This window comes from Curtobacterium sp. 314Chir4.1, assembly GCF_900215175.1.
Lineage (GTDB): Bacteria > Actinomycetota > Actinomycetes > Actinomycetales > Microbacteriaceae > Curtobacterium > Curtobacterium pusillum_A.
This window is the reverse complement of sequence record NZ_OCMI01000002.1, coordinates 203,623-224,422: the sequence shown is the minus strand read 5'-3', so window position 1 is coordinate 224,422 and position 20,800 is coordinate 203,623. Positions and strand designations below refer to the sequence as shown.

Annotated in this window: 11 protein-coding genes and 1 other RNA gene; all 12 read left to right on the top strand. The window is 72.5% G+C overall.

The genetic code is table 11. From position 1 onward, the window contains the following. Positions 1 to 9: 9 nt before the first annotated feature. The 12 genes from ffs (at position 10) to CRP27_RS05895 (ending at position 20,684) form a co-directional block, all read left to right on the top strand. Positions 10 to 106, top strand: an RNA gene (gene ffs / locus CRP27_RS05950) — signal recognition particle sRNA small type. Positions 107 to 441: 335 nt separating this feature from the next. Further along, positions 442 to 7,827, top strand: coding sequence for a choice-of-anchor G family protein (locus tag CRP27_RS05945; RefSeq protein WP_097179822.1), 7,386 nt, complete (start codon positions 442 to 444; stop codon positions 7,825 to 7,827). 143 nt (positions 7,828 to 7,970) lie between these two features. Beyond that, positions 7,971 to 10,613 carry a DNA polymerase III subunit gamma and tau gene (locus CRP27_RS05940; RefSeq protein ID WP_097179821.1) on the top strand — a complete coding sequence of 881 codons (2,643 nt, stop codon included), beginning with the start codon at positions 7,971 to 7,973 and terminating at the stop codon, positions 10,611 to 10,613. After that, complete coding sequence (gene recR / locus CRP27_RS05935) at positions 10,613 to 11,212, top strand: recombination mediator RecR (RefSeq protein WP_079236554.1); 600 nt, start codon at positions 10,613 to 10,615, stop codon at positions 11,210 to 11,212. Before CRP27_RS05940 ends, recR begins: the two co-directional genes overlap by 1 nt. Positions 11,213 to 11,353: 141 nt before the next feature. After that, positions 11,354 to 12,619, top strand: a complete 1,266-nt coding sequence (locus CRP27_RS05930) for an aspartate kinase (protein WP_097179820.1) — start codon at positions 11,354 to 11,356, stop codon at positions 12,617 to 12,619. 17 nt (positions 12,620 to 12,636) lie between these two features. Beyond that, a complete protein-coding gene (locus CRP27_RS05925; RefSeq protein ID WP_097179819.1) occupies positions 12,637 to 13,689 on the top strand; it encodes an aspartate-semialdehyde dehydrogenase in 1,053 nt (350 codons plus the stop codon). Between the two features lie 399 nt (positions 13,690 to 14,088). Further along, complete coding sequence (locus CRP27_RS05920; protein ID WP_176505483.1) at positions 14,089 to 15,576, top strand: malate:quinone oxidoreductase; 1,488 nt, start codon at positions 14,089 to 14,091, stop codon at positions 15,574 to 15,576. Between the two features lie 46 nt (positions 15,577 to 15,622). After that, the gene (locus tag CRP27_RS05915) at positions 15,623 to 16,810 is read left to right on the top strand and encodes an Rv2578c family radical SAM protein (protein ID WP_097179818.1); all 1,188 of its coding nucleotides are present in this window, start codon (positions 15,623 to 15,625) and stop codon (positions 16,808 to 16,810) included. Between the two features lie 185 nt (positions 16,811 to 16,995). Next, positions 16,996 to 18,222 (top strand): sensor histidine kinase, encoded by a 1,227-nt coding sequence (locus tag CRP27_RS05910; RefSeq protein WP_097179817.1) that lies wholly within the window; start codon positions 16,996 to 16,998, stop codon positions 18,220 to 18,222. Continuing rightward, positions 18,219 to 19,370, top strand: a complete 1,152-nt coding sequence (locus CRP27_RS05905; protein WP_097179816.1) for a hypothetical protein — start codon at positions 18,219 to 18,221, stop codon at positions 19,368 to 19,370. The genes CRP27_RS05910 and CRP27_RS05905 overlap by 4 nt, the downstream gene beginning before the upstream one ends. Beyond that, the gene (locus tag CRP27_RS05900; protein ID WP_255257457.1) at positions 19,357 to 20,058 is read left to right on the top strand and encodes a response regulator transcription factor; all 702 of its coding nucleotides are present in this window, start codon (positions 19,357 to 19,359) and stop codon (positions 20,056 to 20,058) included. The genes CRP27_RS05905 and CRP27_RS05900 overlap by 14 nt, the downstream gene beginning before the upstream one ends. Continuing rightward, on the top strand, positions 20,058 to 20,684 hold the full coding sequence (locus CRP27_RS05895) for a thymidine kinase (RefSeq protein ID WP_097179815.1): 627 nt from the start codon (positions 20,058 to 20,060) through the stop codon (positions 20,682 to 20,684). The genes CRP27_RS05900 and CRP27_RS05895 overlap by 1 nt, the downstream gene beginning before the upstream one ends. Positions 20,685 to 20,800 lie beyond the last annotated feature (116 nt).

The following is a 20,800-nucleotide window of genomic DNA, read 5'->3' as shown; positions in this document are numbered from 1 at the left end:
TAGACTTCCGGAGGCTCCTCACGTGACGCCATCCAGGCCAACTCCCCCAGGGCGGAAACGCAGCAAGGGTAACCGGGCTCTGGCGGGTGCGTGGGGAGTCTTTTCGTGCTCCCGGCGACGACTTCTCGACGGCAGGGTGTCCGTTTCGTAACGGGTTGCGGACAGCAACCTGATCGTGTGCAAAGATCGGCCCCAGGAATCCCCAACCAGGATTCCTGAACCCTCCACCGCCTCACCAGCGGGGGAGTTTCCGGATCAGGTGGCAGGCGCGTCCTGCCAGGAAAAGAGACACGCATGCGCAGGCACGTGTCGCTTCGGGGTACCCGTGTACCCACGACAGCGGGCGACTGGACACGACGGATCATCGGTGCTGGCGACCGAGCTCGACGACGAGCATCGGACGATCGGCGTCTCCTCCTGCGTGGCGGCGTCATCGCCACGGTGACGGCGCTCATCGCCGCCACCGTGGCGATCCAACCGGCGGCCGCCGCCCAGACCGACGTCTCCGAGGCCGAGGGCGTGCTCCTCAGCGGTTCGGGCATCGTCGACGTGGACACCCTCGCCGAGCTCGGGGGCGCCTACTCCGCCCGCGGTGCGACCACCGGTGGCGGCACCACCAACCAGCCGCTCAACCTCACCGCGTTGAACGCCGTGGGGGTGGACCTGGGCAACGACATCGACCTGATCGGGGCGAACGGCATCCTCACCCTCGGGGTGGACGGCCAGTACGCCACGACCTCGGCGAACGGCGCGACCGCGTCCTCCGGTCTCCTCACGAACGACGGCGGCATCGGTGTCGGGAACGGCTCGGGGACGGGCGCGGCGACGCTGGACCTCAACCCGCTGTTCTCGCGCGTCGGTGCGGACACGACGGTGCTCTCGAACGCCCAGCTCCAGGTCGGCGCCCTCGCGTCGACGCTCTCCGCGACGCGCGGGGCGACGGTGAGCACCTCGAGCGACTACCGGATCGCGAGCGCGGACCTCGCACTGACCAGCCCGGCGGTCCAGGGCCTCACGACCTCGCTCCGGGACGAGCTCCGGACGGTCTCGAGCTCCGTCAACGGCGTCTTCGGCACCGGTGGCGCCCTGCAGGGGACCACCTCGGCCGTGACCGCGCAGATCCAGACGCTGCTGCGCCAGGCGCTGCTCGGGACGGTGAACGTCAGCGGCACGAACATCACCGCGAACGTGAACCTCAACCTCGACGACACGCTGACCCAGGTCCTGCGCCAGCCGCTGACCGACGGCGCCGTGACGATCACCCCGTCGACCGGGACGATCACCGTCGACCTCGACGAGCTCACGGCGCTGAACGGGCAGCCCGCGAACACCCCGGTGCTGACGACCGCCGCCGTCAACTCGATCAACCAGAGCATCACCACGATCCTCGGGACGCAGCTGCCGACCGCACTGCAGACGGCCGTCGTGAACACGATCAACTCCACCGCGGTCCGCGTCAACATCGCCACGAACGCCACCGTCCTCGGGCAGCCCGCCGCCGCGATCGGCCTCCAGGTCGACACGACACTCGGCGCGCTCGCGGGCACGGCCACCGCGAACCCGACCATCACGTCGTCGGGCAGCCTCGCCGGGCTCCCGCTGCCCCTCGGGACGGTGCTCGCCCCGGTCGTCACCGGGACCGTCGTCCCGGCCCTGCAGACGGCGCTCCGTCCGATCATCGGCGGCACCGCCCTGACCCAGCTCGGTACGACGCTGACGAACACGACCCGGGCGGTGGCGACGCTGCTCTCGCCCGTCGTCCTGCTCCTCCGCCAGGTGATCGACCTCACCGTGAACGCCCAGGACACCACGACCGGCTTCCGCGACGCCCGTGGGTACGACCCCGGCTCGCGGAGCGTGCACGCGCTGCGCCTGTCGATCCTGCCGGGAGCGAACGTCGCCACGGTCGACCTCGCGACGTCGACCGTCCGGGCCAGCGCGTTCGTCGCGCCGACCATCACTGCACCGACGGCGAACCAGGTGTTCAGCGTGCCCAGCGCCTCGTCGACGCGCACCGTCACGGTGAGCGGCGCGGGGGAGCCGGGGGCCACGATCGCCGTCAGCCTCGGCGGTGGCCGCACGGGTACCGCCACGGTCGCCGCGAACGGCACCTGGACGACGACCATCGTGAACGTGCCGACCGGCGACTACACGGCGACCGCCACGCAGACCGTCGGCGGCACCGCGGCCGGCACCGTCACGCAGCCGTTCTCCGTCGTCGCGCAGCAGGCGCTCACGATCACGACACCGACCACCGGGCAGACCTTCACCACCACCGGCTCCACGGCACCGGTGACCCTGACGGGCACCGCGACCGCGAACGCCCGCATCGACGTCGACCTCGGCGGCGGCCTGACGGCGACCGGCACGGCGAACGCCAGCGGCGCGTGGAGCGTCACGGTGCCGAACGTCCCGACGGGCGACCAGACCGCCAGTGTCACCCAGACCGTGGGCGACAGCACCTCGGCGCCGGTGACCCGTGCGTTCCGGGTGGTGGCCGCAGCGGGCCTGACGATCGCCTCGCCGACCGCCGGTCAGGACTTCCCGCTCGCCGGCGACACCCGGGACGTCCCGATCTCCGGGACCGCGCAGCCCGGCGCTCGCGTGGACGTCTCGGTGAACGGCGGCGACCGGACGGCGACCACCACGGCCAACGCCGGGGGCGCCTGGTCGACGACGATCACGGCCGTTCCCGCAGGGGACTACACGGCGAGCGTCACGCAGACCGTCGGATCCTCGACGAGCACCCCGGTCACGCGTGACTTCACCGTGACCGCGGCCCCCGCGCTGACGATCGACGCACCGGAGGACGGCACCACCATCACCGTCGCCGACGCGACCTCGACGACCCCCGTGACGGTGTCCGGCACGGCCGCGCCGAACGCACAGGTGGTCGTCGGGATCGGCGGTTCCTTCACCGCCACGGTCTCCGCGGACGACGACGGGGCCTGGGAGACCACGTTCCAGGGCGTCCCGGTCGGTGACCGCACCGTGACCGCACGGCAGACCGTCGGAGGCACGACGTCCGGCCCGGTGACCTCGGCCTTCACGGTCCGTGCTGGTGCGCCGATCGCGATCACCACACCGGCACCCGGCGCGACGGTGACCGTCCTCGACGCCGACACCACGACCGACCTCGACCTGGTCGGCACCGCCGAGCCCGGTGCGGACGTCTCGGTCTCCCTCGGCGGCGGTCTGACCGCGACGGCGACGGCGAACGGTGACGGCGACTGGACCGCGACGGTCCAGGACGTCCCGGTCGGCCGGTACACGATCGCCGCGACCCAGAGCGTGAACGGCACGACCTCGCCCGCCGTGCGTCAGGTCGTGACCGTCGCAGCCGGTGCGGGCCTCGTGGTCTCGTCGCCGACGCAGGGGAGCACCACGGCGGTCGCCACGGACGACTCGACGATCGACGTCACCGTGTCGGGCACCGCCCAGCCGGGCGCCGACGTGGACGTCGTCCTCGACGACTCGGACGACCCGGTCTCGACGACCGCCGGCGACGACGGCACGTGGACGGTGACCCTGCCCGCGGTCGGCACGGGCGACCACACCGCGAGCGTCACGCAGACGGTCGGCGGTCAGACGTCGGCGCCGGTCGACCGGGACTTCACCATCGCGGTCGGTGACGACCTCGTGATCGAGTCGCCGACGGACGCGCAGCAGGTCCCGGCGGGCGCCGGCGGCCAGGCGGGCGTCGTGGTGCGCGGTACGGCCGAGGCCGGAGCCTCGGTCGCCGTCACGATCGACGACGGCGACGCCGTGGAGGTCGTCGCCGACGCCTCGGGCAACTGGTCCACCGACCCGGTCCAGCTCGGCATCGGTGACCACACCGTCGCGGCCGTCCAGACCGTGAACGGCACCACCGGACCGACGGTCACGACGGACTTCACGGTCGTGCCCGGCACCGCGATCACCATCGAGTCGCCGGCCGCGGGGTCGCGCTTCGTGGTGGTCGACGCGGACGCCACCGCGACCGTGCCGATCTCCGGCAGCTCCGAACCGAACGCCGACGTCACGGTGTCCCTCGGCCCGGACACGCAGTTCACCACCACGGCGAGCCCCGCCGGAGCGTGGACGGTCGACGCCACGGGTCTCGCACCCACGGGCACCTACACGGTGAACGCGAGCCAGAGCGTCGAGGGCGTCGTCACGAGCGCGATCCCGACCACGTTCCAGGTCGTCACCGCGAACCCGCTCGCCATCACTGCCCCGACGACCGCGCCGATCACGGTCGCGGGCGACGACGTGCAGCGCGACGTGACGGTGACCGGCACCGGCCAGCCCGGTGCCTCCGTGACCGCCAGCACCGACGGCGAGGACGACCAGCAGGCCACGGTCCGGGCGGACGGCACCTGGTCGGTGACCTTCCCGGACCTCGGGGTCGGCACGCACCCCGTGTCGGTCACGCAGACCCTGCCCGGCACGGTCTCGTCCCCGGCGACGTCCGACCCGGTGACCCGCGCGGTGACGATCGCGGCGGCCGCCGCGGTGACCGTCACCGCTCCGGACGCCGACGCCGTCCTCCTCGTCCCGGACGCGGACGCCACGCGTGACGTGACGGTCTCCGGCACGGCCGAACCGAACGCACCCGTGACGGTGCGGCTCGGCGACGACGAGCTGACGACGACCGCGAACGGTGACGGCGACTGGACCGTGACGTTCGACGGCGTCGGTGTCGGTACCCCGACGCTCACCGCGACCCAGACCGTGGACGGGACCACTGCCTCCAGTCCGGAGCAGACCGTCACGGTGCGGGCCGCCACCCCGCTCACCCTGACGACGCCCGAGGACGGCGACGTCCTGACGGTCGCCGACGCGGCCGGCACGGCCGACGTCCGGGCGGCCGGACGGGCACAGGGCGGAGCGCCCGTCACCGTCACGCTGTCGAACGGCGACTCCGAACAGGTGACCGCCGGGACCGACGGCACCTGGGAGGTGACCTTCGAGGACGTCCCGGTCGGTGACTACACCGTCCGCGCGACGCAGCGCGTCGAGGGTCAGACGTCGGCGCCCGTCAGCGCCGGTGTCTCGGTCCGGGCCGGTGCGCCGCTCACGGTCACCACGCCCTCCGGTGCCACCTCGGTGACGGTCGCGGACGACGACGCCACCACCGACGTCCCGTTCGCCGGGACCGGCCAGCCGGGAGCGACCGTCCGGGTCGACCTCGGCGCGGGCGGCTCGGCCACGGCGAACGTCGGCGACGACGGCCGGTGGTCCACCACTGTGGAGGACGTCCCGGTCGGGTCGTGGACGGCAGCGGTCACCCAGGCGGTCAACGGGACCACGAGTGCCGCGGTCGAGCGTCCGGTGTCCGTGGTCGCGGCGGCCGACCTGACGATCCGCGAGCCCGGTGACGACCCGATCACGGTCGCGGACGGCGACGCCACGACCACCGTGACCGTCGCGGGTGACGCCCAGCCGGGCGCCAGCGTGACCGTCACGGTCGACGACCACGACCCGGTCGACGTCACGGTCGGGGACGACGGCAGCTGGAGCGTCGACGTGCCGGACCTCGGGGTCGGGACGCACGACGTCAGCGTCACGCAGACCGTCGACGGCTCCACCTCGACGACCCCGGTCGAGACGTCGTTCGAGATCGAGGCGGGTGACCCCGTCGTGATCGACGAGCCGACGGCGGGACAGGAGTACCTGGTGGCCGGCGAGGGTGCGACCACGACGGTCGACGTCAGCGGCACGGCCGAGCCCGGAGCGACCGTCGTGGTCGACCTCGGCGGCGGACGCAGCGAGTCCACCACGGCGGACGGCGACGGCGCGTGGAGCGTCTCGGTGCCCGACGTGCCGGCCGGGACCCCGACCGTCAGCGTGACCCAGCGGATCGGGGACACCGTCTCCGCACCGGTCACGGTGGGCATCCGGGTGCTCGTGGCCGACCCGATCACGATCGCCGCACCGGCGAACGGGTCGACCGTGCGCGTTGCGCAGCAGGACTCGACCGCGACGATCACGGCCGGCGGCGCCGCGCAGTCCGGTGCCGAGGTCCGGGTCACGATCGACGGGGGCGACCCGGTCACCGTGACCGCGACGGACGCCGGGACCTGGACGGTCGACCTCGAGGACGTCGGCGTCGGGGAGCACACCATCCGTGCCACCCAGACCGTCGACGGCTCGACGTCGGCTCCGGTCGCCAGCACCTTCACCGTCGCCCCGGGCACCGCGCTCGCGGTGACGACCCCGGCCGACGGTGCGACCGTCACCGTCCCCGCCGGCACCACGACCGCCACCGTGCCGGTCAGCGGCACCGGGCAGGCCGGCGGCACCGTCCAGGTCGTCGTCGACGACGATGACCCGATCGTGGTCCCGGTCGGACCCGACGGCCGGTGGACGACCGACGTGACCGGCCTCGACGAGGGCGACCACACGATCACGGTCACGCAGGAGGTGAACGGCACCACGTCGTCGCCGATCGTGCGTGACGTCACGGTCGACGTGGCCGCGCCGGACGCGATCGTCATCACGTCCCCTGCCGCCGGTACCACCTACCGGGTGGTCGACGGCACGACCGACGTCGCGGTCGCCGGAGTCTCGGCGCCGAACGCGGCGATCTCGGTCCGGATCGACGGCGGCACCCCGGTCACCACGACCGCGAACGCCGACGGCGAGTGGACCGTGACCGTGCCGGACGTCGGCACGGGGCCGCACACCATCGCGGCGTCGCAGACGGTGGGCGGGACCACGACGAACGCACCCGGGGTCGGGTTCTCCGTCAGCGCCGTCGCACCGGTCCGCATCACGACCCCGACGAACGGTCAGGTCATCCCGACCACGGGGCCGACGGCGTCCGTCCCGGTGAGCGGCACGGCCGAGCCGAACGCCACGATCCGGGTCGACGTCGACGGCCGGACCGCGACGACCACCGCGGGTGGTGACGGCTCGTGGACGGTCACGGTCGGCGGCGTGCCCGTCGGACCGCACACCGTGTCGGTCACGCAGACGGTCGGCGGCGTCACGTCGGCCCCGGTCACGAGCCGGGTGACGGTCGCGGCGGTCCAACCGACCGACGTCACCATCACCAGTCCGGCACCGGGGCAGCTCATCCCCGCCACGGGGACCGGTGACACCGGGTCCTTCACGGTGACCGGTCACGCCACACCGGGTGCCCTGGTGACGGTGCGCCTGTCGAACGGCCAGGTCCGGACGACGACGGCCGACGCGAACGGGGACTGGAGCGTCACCTTCGACCGCGTGCCCGAGGGCCAGTGGACGATCACGGCGTCGCAGTCGGTCAACGGGACGACGACGGCCTCGCAGCCCGTGCCGATCGTGGTGGACGCCGTGCAGCCGCTCACGGTCACCTCGCCCACGCCGGGTGCGCACCAGACGGCCTCGGCCGCCGGGACCGTCGACTGGCGCGTCACCGGGACCGCCGAGCCGGGTGCGACCGTCACGGTCGTCGCCGACGACGGCACGCCGGTCACGACGACGGCGGACGAGACCGGTGCGTGGTCCGTGGTGCTCCGGCTCGCGGTGGGGCAGCACACGATCCGGGTGACGCAGACCGTGGCGGGTGCGACGTCGGCCGCGCAGTCGGTCGCCGTGGTGGTCGACGCGGCCGACCCGGGGGCGCCGGGCGAGCCGGGGACGCCCGGGACGCCCGGAGCGCCTGGCGCGCCCGGCACCGGTGGGAACGGCTCCGGCGCCGGCAACGGCTCCGGAACGGGCAACGGTTCCGGCGGACTCGCCTTCACCGGCGCGGACGTCGCCCCGCTCGCGGGTGCGGCCGGTGGGCTGGTGGTCCTCGGGTTCCTCCTGCTGGGCCTGTCCCGCCTCGCCCGCGGCATCCGCCGCCGGGGCCGCGCCTGACCCCACGGCACGACACACACCGCGCCTCTCGTCCGTCGTCTGCACGGACGGGAGGCGCGGTGCGTGTCGTGCCCGCACCCCACTTCCCACAGACGGTCCGTCCAGGGCAACGGGGTGTCGGTCGTCCCGGCTACCCTTGGGGCGTGGTCACCGCCCTGTATCGCCGTTACCGGCCCGAGAACTTCGCCGAGCTGATCGGACAGTCGCAGGTCACCGATCCGCTCCGGACCGCCCTGCGCACGAACCGGGTGAACCACGCGTACCTGTTCAGCGGCCCGCGCGGTTGCGGCAAGACGACCTCCGCCCGCATCCTGGCGCGCTGCCTCAACTGCGCCGAGGGGCCCACCGACACCCCGTGCGGCGTGTGCCCGAGCTGTGTCGAGCTGGCTCGCGGGGGCGGCGGATCGCTCGACGTCATCGAGATCGACGCCGCGAGCCACAACGGTGTCGACGACGCCCGTGACCTCCGCGACCGCGCCGTGTTCGCCCCCGCCCGCGACCGCTACAAGATCTTCATCCTCGACGAAGCCCACATGGTGACGCCGCAGGGGTTCAACGCGCTCCTGAAGCTGGTCGAGGAACCGCCGGAGCACGTCAAGTTCATCTTCGCGACGACCGAGCCCGAGAAGGTCATCGGCACGATCCGGTCGCGCACCCACCACTACCCGTTCCGCCTCGTCCCGCCGGCCGCGATGCTCGAGTACGTCGAGCAGCTCTGCACGCAGGAGTCGGTGTCGGTCGCGCCCGGTGTGCTGCCGCTCGTGGTCCGCGCCGGCGGCGGTTCCGTCCGCGACACCCTGTCCCTGCTCGACCAGCTCATGGCCGGCAGCGAGGACGGGGCCATCGCGTACGAGCGTGCCGTCGCGCTCCTCGGTTACACCGATGCCGCGCTGCTCGATGACGTCGTGGACGCGCTCGCGGTGGCAGACCCCGCCTCGGCCTTCGCGGCGATCGACCGCGTGGTGCAGACCGGGCAGGACCCGCGTCGTTTCGTCGAGGACCTGCTCGAGCGCCTCCGCGACCTGATCGTCGTCGCGGCGACGAACGAGAGCGCGGCCGCCGTGCTGCGCGGTGTCTCGCCGGAAGAGCTCGACACGATGACCCGCCAGGCCGGCGTGTTCGGCGCGACCGGGCTCTCGCGCGCGGCGGACATCGCGAACCGTGCGCTGACGGAGATGACCGGGGCGACCTCGCCGCGGCTCCACCTCGAACTCATGACGGCACGGATGCTCGTGCCAGAGGCCGACGACACCCAGCGTGGTGCGCTCGCCCGGGTCGAGCGTCTCGAGCGGCGTGTGGGGGTCGGGGATGCCGGCGGCCACCAGGCCGGTCCCGAGACCTTGCCGCCGGCGGCGCGTCCCGCCCCGGTTGCCGAATCGGCACCGGCAGCGGCACCCGCACCCGCACCCGCGCCTGCGCCTGCGCCGACTGCTGCGCCCGCCGCGCCCGTGGTCGCGCCCCCGCAGCCGCCCGTCGACCCCGGGACGGCCGCACGCGACGCCGCCGCCTCCTGGGCCGCTGCCGTGCCGAGCGCGCCCGAGGCCCCGTCCGAACGTCCGGCCGCAGCCGCACCGGCGTCGGCCGCACCCACGTCGGCCGCACCGGCACCGGCCTCCGCGCCGAGCCCTGCAGCCGGGAACGCGAACGCGTCCTCGACCGGACAGGGCACCGTCGCCGGCGACGAGCCGGCGGTCCGGCCGATCGCGGCCGTGGGGTTCCAGCAGCTCCGTGACTCCTGGCCGCAGATCGTGGAGCACGTGCAGCGGGCGAAGCGCTCGGCCTGGTCCGTGGTCGTCACCGCGCAGGTCACCGCCCTGCGTGAGGACGTCCTCACCCTGACGTTCCCCAGTCAGCAGGACGTGGCGTCCTTCAAGGAGATGTCCGACCCGTCGAACAGCGTCAGTGAACTCCTCCGGGCAGCGATCGTCGACGTGCTCGGTCTCCGGGTGAAGTTCGTCGCGCGCGGCCCCGGCGGACCCGGGCAGCAGCGTCCCGCCCAGCCGCAGCAGCCGACGGCCCCGCAGCAGGATCGTGCACCGCAGCGCCCGGCTGCACAGCAGACGCAGGCGCAGACGCAGTCCCCGGCCCCGGCCCCGGCCGCGGCCCCGGCCGCGGCAGCCGCGCACGCACCGGAGCGGTCGCCCGAGCCGGCGCCGACCTCCGAGCCCACCGCAGCTGCGACACCGACCCGGTCCGCGCCCCCGGCCCCCGCGACACCGGCCCCGGCAGCCCCCCAGCCCACCGGCGCCCCGGTGACCGAGTGGGCCGTCGCCTCGATCCCCGCGACGGACCCAACGGGCACGGCCGCAGCCGACCGCGGTGAGCCGTCCTGGTCCGCCCCGTTCGGCACCACGGACACCGGCGAACCGGTCACGCCCACCCCGACCGTGTCGAACCCCGCGGTCGACGCGGCCCTCGCGGCCCAGCTGCGTCCGGCGTCGTCGCTGTCCGCCGGTGCACCGCAGCCGGTGTCGACGACGGAGACCGCGCCTCCCGCAGCGCCGGACGTGCCCGTCGACGACTACCCGCTCGACGACGACCCCTACGGCGAGGGCGAGCCGTACCCGGACGCACCCGCCGCCCCGAACGCCGCCGCCGCACCGGCTGCCCAGGCATCGTCCGCCGCCCCGCAGCAGGCGCCGCAGCAGCGCCAGGCCGCACCGCAGCAGTCCGCTCCCCAGGTGCGTCGCACCCCGGTCGCGGGTCGCTACGGCGAGGCCGTGGTCCGTGAGATCCTGAACGCCCAGTTCATCGAGGAGACCTCCCTCCACGAGGAAGGCGCCTGATGTACGACGGCATCGTGCAGGACCTCATCGACGAGTTCGGTCGCCTCCCCGGCATCGGACCGAAGTCGGCGCAGCGCATCGCGTTCCACATCCTCCAGACCGAGTCGTTCGACCCGTCGCGGTTGGCCGAGCTCCTGGCCGACGTCAAGGAGAAGGTCCGCTTCTGCGAGATCTGCGGCAACGTCACCGAGAACGTGCAGTGCAGCATCTGCCGCGACCCGCGTCGGTCGCCCGCGGTGATCTGCGTGGTCGAGGAGGCGAAGGACGTCGCCGCGATCGAGCGCACCCGCGAGTTCCGCGGGCTATACCACGTGCTCGGCGGCGCGATCAGTCCGATCGACGGCATCGGCCCGGACGACCTCCGCATCCAGCAGCTCATGACGCGGCTGGCCGACGGCACGGTCGACGAGGTCATCATCGCGACCGACCCGAACCTCGAGGGCGAGGCCACGGCGACGTACCTCAGCCGTCTGCTCGTGCCGATGGGGATCCGGACGACGCGCCTGGCATCGGGGCTGCCCGTCGGCGGCGACCTCGAGTACGCCGACGAGGTCACGCTCGGACGCGCCTTCGAGGGGCGCCGGGTCGTCGGCGGCTGACCCGACCGGTCCGACCCGCCTCCCAGCCCCACGCAGGATCGTTGCGTCTGCGCCCGCTCAGACGCAACATCCGCGAAACACCGACTACCATTGTCAGACCGCGTCACCTCGCGGATCCGTCGTCTCCGGGAGTACCAGCCAGTGGCCTTGATCGTGCAGAAGTTCGGTGGATCGTCCGTCGCGGACGCCGAGAGCATCAAGCGCGTGGCGAAGCGGATCGTCCAGACGAAGAAGGCCGGCAACGACGTCGTCGTGGCCGTCTCGGCGATGGGCGACACCACCGACGAACTCGTCGACCTCGCGCACTCCGTGACCCCCATCCCCGCCGGGCGTGAACTCGACATGCTGCTGACCGCGGGGGAGCGCATCTCGATGGCGCTGCTCGCGATGGCGATCAAGAGCCTCGGGGTCGAAGCGTCCTCGTACACGGGCAGCCAGGCCGGCATGCTCACCGACGCGCAGCACGGCAAGGCCCGCATCGTCGACGTCACCCCGAAGCGCGTGCGCGAGGCGCTCGACGCCGGGCACGTCGCGATCGTCGCCGGGTTCCAGGGCTTCAACCGCACGACGGGCGAGATCACCACGCTCGGCCGCGGCGGCTCGGACACGACGGCCGTCGCCCTCGCGGCGGCGCTCGACGCCGACGTCTGCGAGATCTACACCGACGTCGACGGGATCTTCACCGCCGATCCCCGTGTGGTGCCGAAGGCCCAGAAGGTCGACCGCATCACGAGCGAGGAGATGCTCGAGCTCGCAGCTTCGGGTGCGAAGGTCCTCTACATCCGCGCCGTCGAGTACGCCCGCCGGCACGGGGTCACCCTGCACGTCCGCTCCTCCTTCAGCAACGCCGAGGGAACCATCGTCTACAACCCTGCAGAGGGGGAAACCGTGGAAGAACCGATCATCACCGGCATCGCCGGAGACCTCTCCGAGGGCAAGATCACCGTCGTCGGGGTGCCCGACACACCGGGCAAGGCGGCGGAGATCTTCACGATCGTCGCGCGTGCCGGTGCGAACATCGACATGATCGTGCAGAACGTGTCGGAAGCCGTCACCGGCCGCACCGACATCTCGTTCACGCTGCCGAAGGACCAGGGCCAGGGCGTCCTGACGGCGCTCGAGGTCGCGAAGGCCGACATCGGGTACGAGGGCATCCAGTACGACGACCAGATCGGCAAGCTCGCCCTGGTCGGTGCGGGCATGCGCACGAACGCCGGGGTCTCCGCGGCGCTCTTCCGTGCCCTGCACGAGGCGTCGATCAACATCGAGATGATCTCCACGTCGGAGATCCGGATCTCGGTCGTCACCCGTGCCGACACCCTCAACGAGGCGATGCGTGTGGTGCACAGCGCGTTCGGTCTCGACGCCGACTCCGAGGCCGTCGTCTACGCCGGCACCGGCCGCTGACCCGTCAGGAGCACTGCATGAGCACCCTCACCGTCGCCGTCGTCGGCGCCACCGGCCAGGTCGGCGCCGTGATGCGCCGTCTCCTCGAGGAGCGCGCCTTCCCGGCGGACCGCGTCCGGTTCTTCGCGAGCGCCCGGTCCGCCGGCACGACCCTGCCGTTCCGCGGCGAGGAGATCGTCGTCGAGGACTCCGAGCTCGCCGACCCGTCCGGCATCGACATCGCGCTGTTCTCGGCCGGTGCCACCGCCTCGCGTGCCCTCGCGCCGAAGTTCGCCGCCGCCGGGGCCCTCGTCGTCGACAACTCCAGCGCCTGGCGCATGGACCCGGACGTCCCGCTCGTGGTGAGCGAGGTGAACCCGCACGCCATCGACCAGGCGCCCAAGGGGATCATCGCGAACCCGAACTGCACGACCATGGCGATCATGCCGGTGCTCAAGGTCCTCGACACCGAGGCCGGGCTGCGTCGCCTCGTCGCCACCACCTACCAGGCGGTCTCGGGTTCCGGGCTCGCTGGGGTCGAGGAACTGCTCGGCCAGGCGAGGGCCGCGCTCGAGCAGGACACCGCTGCGCTCACCCACGACGGTTCGGCGGTCACCTTCCCGGACCCGGTCAAGTACGTCCGACCGATCGCGTTCGACGTCGTCCCGCTCGCGGGCAGCATCGTCGACGACGGCCTCGGCGAGACCGACGAAGAGAAGAAGCTCCGCAACGAGAGCCGCAAGATCCTCGAGCTCCCGGACCTCCTGGTCGCCGGCACGTGCGTGCGGGTCCCGGTCTTCACGGGGCACTCGATCTCGGTGAACGCCGAGTTCGCCCGTCCGCTGTCCGCCGAGCGTGCCACCGAGGTCCTCGCCGACGCCCCCGGCGTCGAGCTGGCCGAGGTGCCGACCCCGCTCCAGGCAGCCGGGCAGGACCCGACCTTCGTCGGGCGCATCCGTGCGGACCAGTCCGCGCCCGAGGGGCACGGTCTGGCGCTGTTCGTCAGCAACGACAACCTGCGCAAGGGTGCCGCGCTCAACGCGGTGCAGATCGCCGAGACGATCGTCGCGCGCCGCACGGTCGCCGCGTAGCGGCCAGCACTGCCAGGAGGCCCGTCCCGCGTGAGCGGGGCGGGCCTCTGCCGTGCGTCGACCTGCCGAGGCGCGCCGCGCCTGGTGCGACGTTCCGGACAGCGTGCGAGCCTGCTTGGCTCCCACGGTGTGCGGAGGCTCGCACCCTGCGGGCCGGAGCCGCACCGCGGTCGTGTGCCGCGCCTCCCGTCGGATCGTGGGCCGGTCCACCGTGCGCGGACCGGCCGGGGCGCGCCGCGCCGCGCCTGGTGCGTCGTTCCGGACAGCGTGCGAGCCTGCTTGGCTCCCACGGTGTGCGGAGGCTCGCACCCTGCGGGCCGGAGCCGCACCACGGTCGTGTGCCGCGCCTCCCGTCGGATCGTGGGCCGGTGCACGGCCGCGCGCCGCTAGGATCGACGGGTGGCAGTGAAGCAGGTGGACCCCATCGACGTCGTCCTGGTCGGGGGAGGGATCATGAGCGCCACCCTCGGCGCGATCATCCACCGGCTGGAGCCCTCCTGGCGGATCCGCGTCTACGAGCGGCTCGGCAGCGTCGCGCAGGAGAGCTCGAACCCGTGGAACAACGCCGGGACCGGGCACTCCGCACTCTGCGAGCTGAACTACACGCCCGAGCTCCCCGACGGCCGCGTCGACATCGCCAAGGCCGTGACGGTCAACGAGCAGTTCCAGGTGTCCCGGCAGTTCTGGTCGTTCCTCGTCGAGACGGGTGCGCTGCCCGAGCCGTCGAACTTCATCAACCCGACCCCGCACATCTCGTTCGTGTGGGGCGCCGACAACGTCGAGTACATGCGGAAACGGTACGAGGCGATGAAGGACCACCCGCTGTTCGCCGGCCTCGAGTACTCCGACGACCCCGTGCAGATCCGGAAGTGGGCCCCGGCGCTCATCCCCGGTCGCAAGAAGGACCAGCCGATCGCGGCGACGTACTCGGCAGCCGGCTCCGACGTCGACTTCGGTTCGCTGACCCGGCAGCTGTTCGACCAGCTCGAGGTCGACGGCGTCGAGTTCGAGCCGTCGCACCAGGTCACGAACCTGACCCGCTCGAAGGTCAGCGACGGCTGGGTCCTCGACGTCCGCAACGACGTGGGCCGTTCCTCCCAGCGGATCGCCGCGAAGTTCGTCTTCGTCGGCGCCGGCGGCGGGGCCCTGCACCTCCTGCAGAAGTCCGGGATCCCCGAGATCCGCGGCTACGGCGGCTTCCCGGTGTCGGGGGAGTTCCTCCGCACCGACGACCCCGAGGTCGTGCAGAAGCACTCGGCGAAGGTCTACGGCAAGGCGAGCGTCGGCGCGCCGCCGATGTCGGTGCCGCACCTCGACACCCGCATCGTCGACGGCAACGCCTCGCTGATGTTCGGGCCGTACGCCGGGTTCAGTCCGAAGTTCCTGAAGCAGGGCTCGCTGCTCGACCTGTTCAAGTCCATCCGGCCGCACAACCTCCGGCCGATGCTGAGCGTCGCGTTCTCGAACTTCGATCTCGTCCGCTACCTGATCGGCCAGCTGCTGGCGTCGAAGCAGACGAAGTTCGACGCGCTGCGCGACTTCATGCCGAGTGCGGAACCGGAGAACTGGCATCGCATCACGGCCGGGCAGCGCGTGCAGGTCATCAAGCCGGACAAGGACAAGGGCGGCGTCCTGCAGTTCGGGACGGAGGTGATCACCGCGGCGGACGGTTCGGTCGCGGGGCTCCTCGGTGCGAGCCCTGGTGCGTCCACCGCGGTCCCGATCATGCTCGGGCTGTTGCGGAAGTGCTTCCCGGACCGCTGGGACCGCTGGGAGGACGCCGTCCGCGTGATGGTGCCGACCTACGGGCAGGACCTGGGGAACGACGCGGAGCTGGCGGACCAGACCCTCGAGCGCACGGCGAAGGTCCTCGGACTGCACCACTGACGCACCCCCGCTTGCAGGTCATTCGAACATGTGTTCGAATGACTGCATGCGATGGAGTGGGCAGGCGATCGACGCCTCGCGGAGCGATGCGCTCCCCGGGCTCGAGTCGAACAGCGGGTTCGTCCGCAGCGTGACGACGCCGGAGTTCGCGGGCGTCACCTTCCACGAGGTCCTGGCGAAGAGCGCGCTGAACCGCGTTCCGTCGGCGGACGGCAGCGGCACCTACGGGTGGACCATCAACCCGTACCGCGGGTGCAGTCACGCGTGCGTGTACTGCTTCGCGCGGCCCACGCACACCTACCTGGAGTTCGACGGCGGCGCGGACTTCGACCAGCAGATCGTCGTGAAGACCAACGTGGCCGACGTGCTGCACCGGGAGCTCACGAAGCCGAGCTGGGACCGCCACCCGGTGGCGCTCGGCACGAACACCGACCCGTACCAGCGTGCCGAGGGGAAGTACCGGCTGATGCCTGGCGTCATCCGTGCGCTGGCCGACTCGGGCACGCCGTTCAGCATCCTGACGAAGGGCACACTGCTCCGCCGCGACATCCCGCTGCTGGTCGAGGCGGCCCGGTCCGTGCCGGTGGACCTGGCGATGTCGATCGCGGTGTACGACGACGAACTCCAGCAGCAGGTCGAGCCGGGCACCCCGACGACGGCTGCGCGGCTGGCGACGGTGCGGGCCATCCGGGACGCCGGACTCGAGTGCTCGGTGTTCCTGATGCCGGTGCTCCCGTACATCACGGACACCCGGGCACACCTCGACGACGCGATCGGCCGGGCCGCAGCAGCCGGGGCCTCGAGCGTCATGTACTCCGCACTGCACCTGCGGCCCGGGGTGAAGCCGTGGTGGTTCGCGTGGCTCGAGCGCACCCGGCCGGACCTCGTGCAGCGGTACCGGTCGATGTACCTCGACAACGCGTACGCGCCGAAGGACTACCGGCGGTGGCTGGCCGAGCGGGTCCGGCCGATCCTGCGGGACCACGGGCTCGGGCTCGGCCGTGTCGACCCGGCGACGGGATCGATGGGGTTCTCGAACCGCGCGGGCGACGATCGACCGGGTGGACACCGTCCGGGCGACCGCCGTCCGGCCGACCGACGACGCCTCGAGCAGCTGGACGACGGCACGGAGCAGTCGGTGCCCGCGACCTCGCCGCTCAAGCGCGCCGATCCGGGCTTCGATCGTCGTCTCACCCCGCGCCGACCCGAGGGTGCGGTCCCGACACTGTTCTGAGCGACCGTGGTACGGCGTGGTTCCTGAGTACTCGTCGGTCCACGTTCGGGGGACAGCCCGGAACGTGGAAGTGCCGGTAACATCGTGCGGGTCGCCGAACGCCCCGCCGATCGGGGTACACGATCACGCTGACGGTGGTTGGATCATGGGCGGCGCACCCACTCGTCCGGAAGGACCCCCCACCCGTGCTCGGCATCCCCACGCACCTCGCTCCGCGAGTCAACGCGTGGTCGACCGTGCGGGCCTTCCACGCCGCCGCCATCGGGTCGCTCGCGGCCGCGGCGGTCGCACTGCTGCTCTACCGTCTGGCCGACCCCGACGTCCGGGTCGTCGGAGCGGTGCTGGCCCTCGTCCCGATGCTCGGCATGATCGCGGTGCACGTGCAGTTCGGCACGTGGCGTTCGGCCGTGGCGTTCCTCGTCGTCGGCGGGGTGTGCGCGTGGTGGTTCGCCGTCGTCGTGCAGCGCGAGGTCCCCGCCGGCTGGGTCGTGTCGTACCTGTTGTCGCTGTCGGTCATCCCGCTCGTGCTGGTGGGCGGCGCGGGTGCCGTCGCCGGCCGGGTGGCACTGTGGTCGATCGTCGGCTTCCTGGTCGGCCGTGTCGCGACGACGGTCGCCATCCTGCAGGCCGGCGGCTCGACGCACCCGCTCGTGCTCGCCTGGGTCACGCTGGGCTTCGTCATCGCCCTCGTGCTCTTCACGAGCCGCAACACCACCCGGTCCGCGCGGGTCCAGCCCGAGCTCCTGCGCTCGGCGCGCGAGGAGCACGTCTCCGCGTACCGGGCGGGGGTCGAGGCCGAGGCAGCAGCGATCCTGCACGACACCGTCCTGAACCACCTCGGTGCGATCGCCCTCGCACCGGACGGGCCGATGGACCCGCAGTTGGCGCGCACGGTCGAGGCCGACGTGGCGATGCTCACCGGCAGGGAGTGGCTGGCACCCGGAGGGCGTCCGGGGCGCGCCGAGCCCGGGGCGGCGGTCCGCGCGTTCGAGCACATGGTGGACGAGCACCGTGCGCACGGTCTGGACGTCTCCGTGACGGGGGACCCGGCGGCGCTCACACGGCTCGACCAGGCGGCGATGACGGCGGTGCTCCGCGCGGTCGCGCAGTGCCTGGCGAACGTCCGGAAGCACGCCGGCACGGACGCAGCCGAGGTCAGCGTGTTCGACGACGGTGCGTCCTGCACCGTCATGGTGGTCGACGACGGCCGCGGGTTCGACGAGTCGTCGACGAGCCCGGACCGGATGGGGTTGCGCGGGTCCGTCCGGGAGCGCATCGGTCGTGTCGGCGGTGACGTGCAGGTGTGGTCGTCCCCGGGATCGGGCACGAGCGTGATGATGACGGTGCCGTACGGCGCGGTGACGGGCGCGACCCCCGCGGTGTCGAGCGACGGATCGGGGGCCCATCGATGAGGAGCCCGACCGACGCGACCCGGACGGCGCAGCAGTACGACCCGCTCGGCGCGATGGGGTCGCGTCCGCTCGCGATCGTCCTCGGCGCCTGCGGCGTCCTGTGGGCCCTGCTCGTGTCGGTGTTCGACCGGGACGTCGTCGGCAGCCCCACGCTGAGCGCGCTCACCGTCCTGCTCGTCGCCGCGTCGGGCACGGTCGTGCTCGTCGCGTCCAGCCCCTTCCGTGCGCCGTTCCCGCGGTGGGCGTTCGTCCTGCACGTGGCGCTGCTCGCCGCGGCCACCGTCACGAGCGTGGCGGCGCAGTGGGGGCCGGACCGCAGCGCCCTGAACGACTTCATGTCCCTGCTGACGGCGACCGGCATCGTGATGACGGCACCGTACCGTCCGTGGACCGACCTGACGGTGGGCGGCATCGTCCTGGCCGTCGTCGCCGGAGCGTCGTGGGGCATCGGTGCGGCCGCCTTCCCGCACCACGTCCCGATCGGGGTCGCCGGGTTCCTGGCGGCGGCGCCGACGCTGGTGCTCACGGCGGCCTCTGCGGTGTTCGCCTGGACGTTCGCGGGCCTCGCCGAGCGCGTGCAGATCCGGGCCGGGTCCTACTCGGTCGAGCGTGCGGAGCGGGACGGCATCGCTGCGAGCGTGCAGCAGGACCGCTCGACGATCCTGGCGCGGGACGTCGCCCCGTTCCTCGCCGAGCTCCGGACGCGCGAGGTCATCACCGACGCCGACCGGGCGCGCGCGCGGGCGATCGCGGACGGCATCCGGCGCGCGATGGTCGCCGACGCCGATCGGACGTGGTTCGAACACGCGGTGACCGTGGACGGTGGGGGAGCGGCCGTCGTGGTCGATCCGGACGGACTCATCGCGACGCTCGACGCCGACCAACGCACCGTCGTCCGGACCTTCCTGCGTGCTGCGCTGCGTGCCTCCACCGTCGACCCCGCCGGCTTCCGGGCGACGATCGACCGTGTCCCGGACACGGCCGACCGGGTGAGCGTCGCGATCGACCTGGCCGTCGCCGACTCCGACGTCGGCATCCACCGCACCTTCGACCCGTACTTCGCGGTCCTCCGCGTGACGTTCCCCGACCTGGACGTCGCGGTCCGACCCTCCGCCCTCGCATTAAGGTTCTCCTATGACCAGCACTGACCCGAGCCGGATCACGGATGGTGCACCCGCCATCCCGAACCCGGGGACACGACGCGTGCGGCTGGCGATCCTCGACGACCACGAGGTGCTGTTGGACAGCCTGTCCAGCTGGATCGCGGTGAACGCCTTCGACTTCGACCTCGCCCTGACCGCGCACACGTGGCTCGAGATGGTGCACAGCGAGAACTTCCCCACGGACCTGGTGTTCCTGGACTTCCAGCTCAAGGAGCCCGTCTCGATCGAGGCCCGCGTGCGCACCTGCCGGGCTGCCGGCGCGAAGGTCATCGTGCTGTCGAGCGTCGACAGCCGCGAGTCCCGCGACCGTGCCCTGGCTGCCGGCGCTGCCGCCTTCCTGTCGAAGTCGCTGCCGATGCGCGAGGTCATGGACGTCGCGCGCGAGATCATGGGCGTCGCCCGGGACACCCCGCCGCAGCGCGACTGGCGTCCGTTGCCGACCGGGGCGAACGCGCACCAGCGGCCGAAGCTCAGCCACGGCGAGGAAGAGGCTCTGCGGCTGTACGTGTCGGGCTACTCGACGAACGAGGTCGCGGCGCAGATGAACGTGCAGTACGAGACCGCGAAGACCTACCTCCGGCGCGTGCGTGAGAAGTACAGCAAGGTCGGCCGGCCCGCGTCGAAGAAGTCCGACCTGATCCGTCGTGCGGCGGAGGACGGGTTCCTCGCGTAGTGGCGAAGCTCTACTTCCGCTACGGCGCGATGAACAGCGGCAAGAGCACGGGGTTGCTGCAGGCTGCGTACAACTACGAGGAGCGTGGTCACCGCGTCCTGCTCGCCAAACCGTCGGTGGACACGAAGGGCGACCGTGAGATCGTCTCGCGCCTCGGCGTGACGCGCACCGTCGACATCGTGTTCGCGCCCGACGCCGACGTCCGGTCCGCCGTCGGTGACGCTGGTGCGCTCGACCCGGAGTCCGATCGCCTCGACGGCATGGTCCGTCCCGTCAGCTGCGTGCTCGTGGACGAGGCCCAGTTCCTCACCCCGCGGCAGGTCGACGACCTGCTCCGCATCGCCGTGCTCGACGAGATCCCGGTGATCACGTACGGCATCCGTACCGACTTCCGCACCGAGGCGTTCCCCGGCAGCGCCCGCCTGCTCGAGGTGGCGCACTCGCTGGAGGAACTGAAGACCATCTGCCGCTGCGGCCGCAAGGCGGTCTTCAACGCCCGCAAGATCGACGGGCGGTTCGTCTTCGACGGATCGCAGGTGGCGATCGACGGCGTGGACGTCACGTACGAGTCGCTCTGCGCCAACTGCTACCTCACGGAGTCCGGCGGACGCCTCGACGGCGACTGACGGGCGCACCGGCCCGCGTCGTGCAGACGCGACCGTCTGACGGCCGGGAGGCGCGGTGCGGGCCCGCCCCGCGCCTCCAGGCCGGTGGGTGGTGCGGAATGCACGTGCGTCGGGCG

Excerpts from the sequence above, each read along its gene's own strand:
- CRP27_RS05925 (WP_097179819.1), top strand. The coding sequence starts at position 12,637 with ATGAGCACCCTCACCGTCGCCGTCGTCGGCGCCACCGGCCAGGTCGGC.
- CRP27_RS05905 (WP_097179816.1), top strand. The coding sequence starts at position 18,219 with ATGAGGAGCCCGACCGACGCGACCCGGACGGCGCAGCAGTACGACCCG.
- CRP27_RS05900 (WP_255257457.1), top strand. The coding sequence starts at position 19,357 with ATGACCAGCACTGACCCGAGCCGGATCACGGATGGTGCACCCGCCATC.
- recR (WP_079236554.1), top strand. The coding sequence starts at position 10,613 with ATGTACGACGGCATCGTGCAGGACCTCATCGACGAGTTCGGTCGCCTC.
- CRP27_RS05915 (WP_097179818.1), top strand. The coding sequence starts at position 15,623 with ATGCGATGGAGTGGGCAGGCGATCGACGCCTCGCGGAGCGATGCGCTC.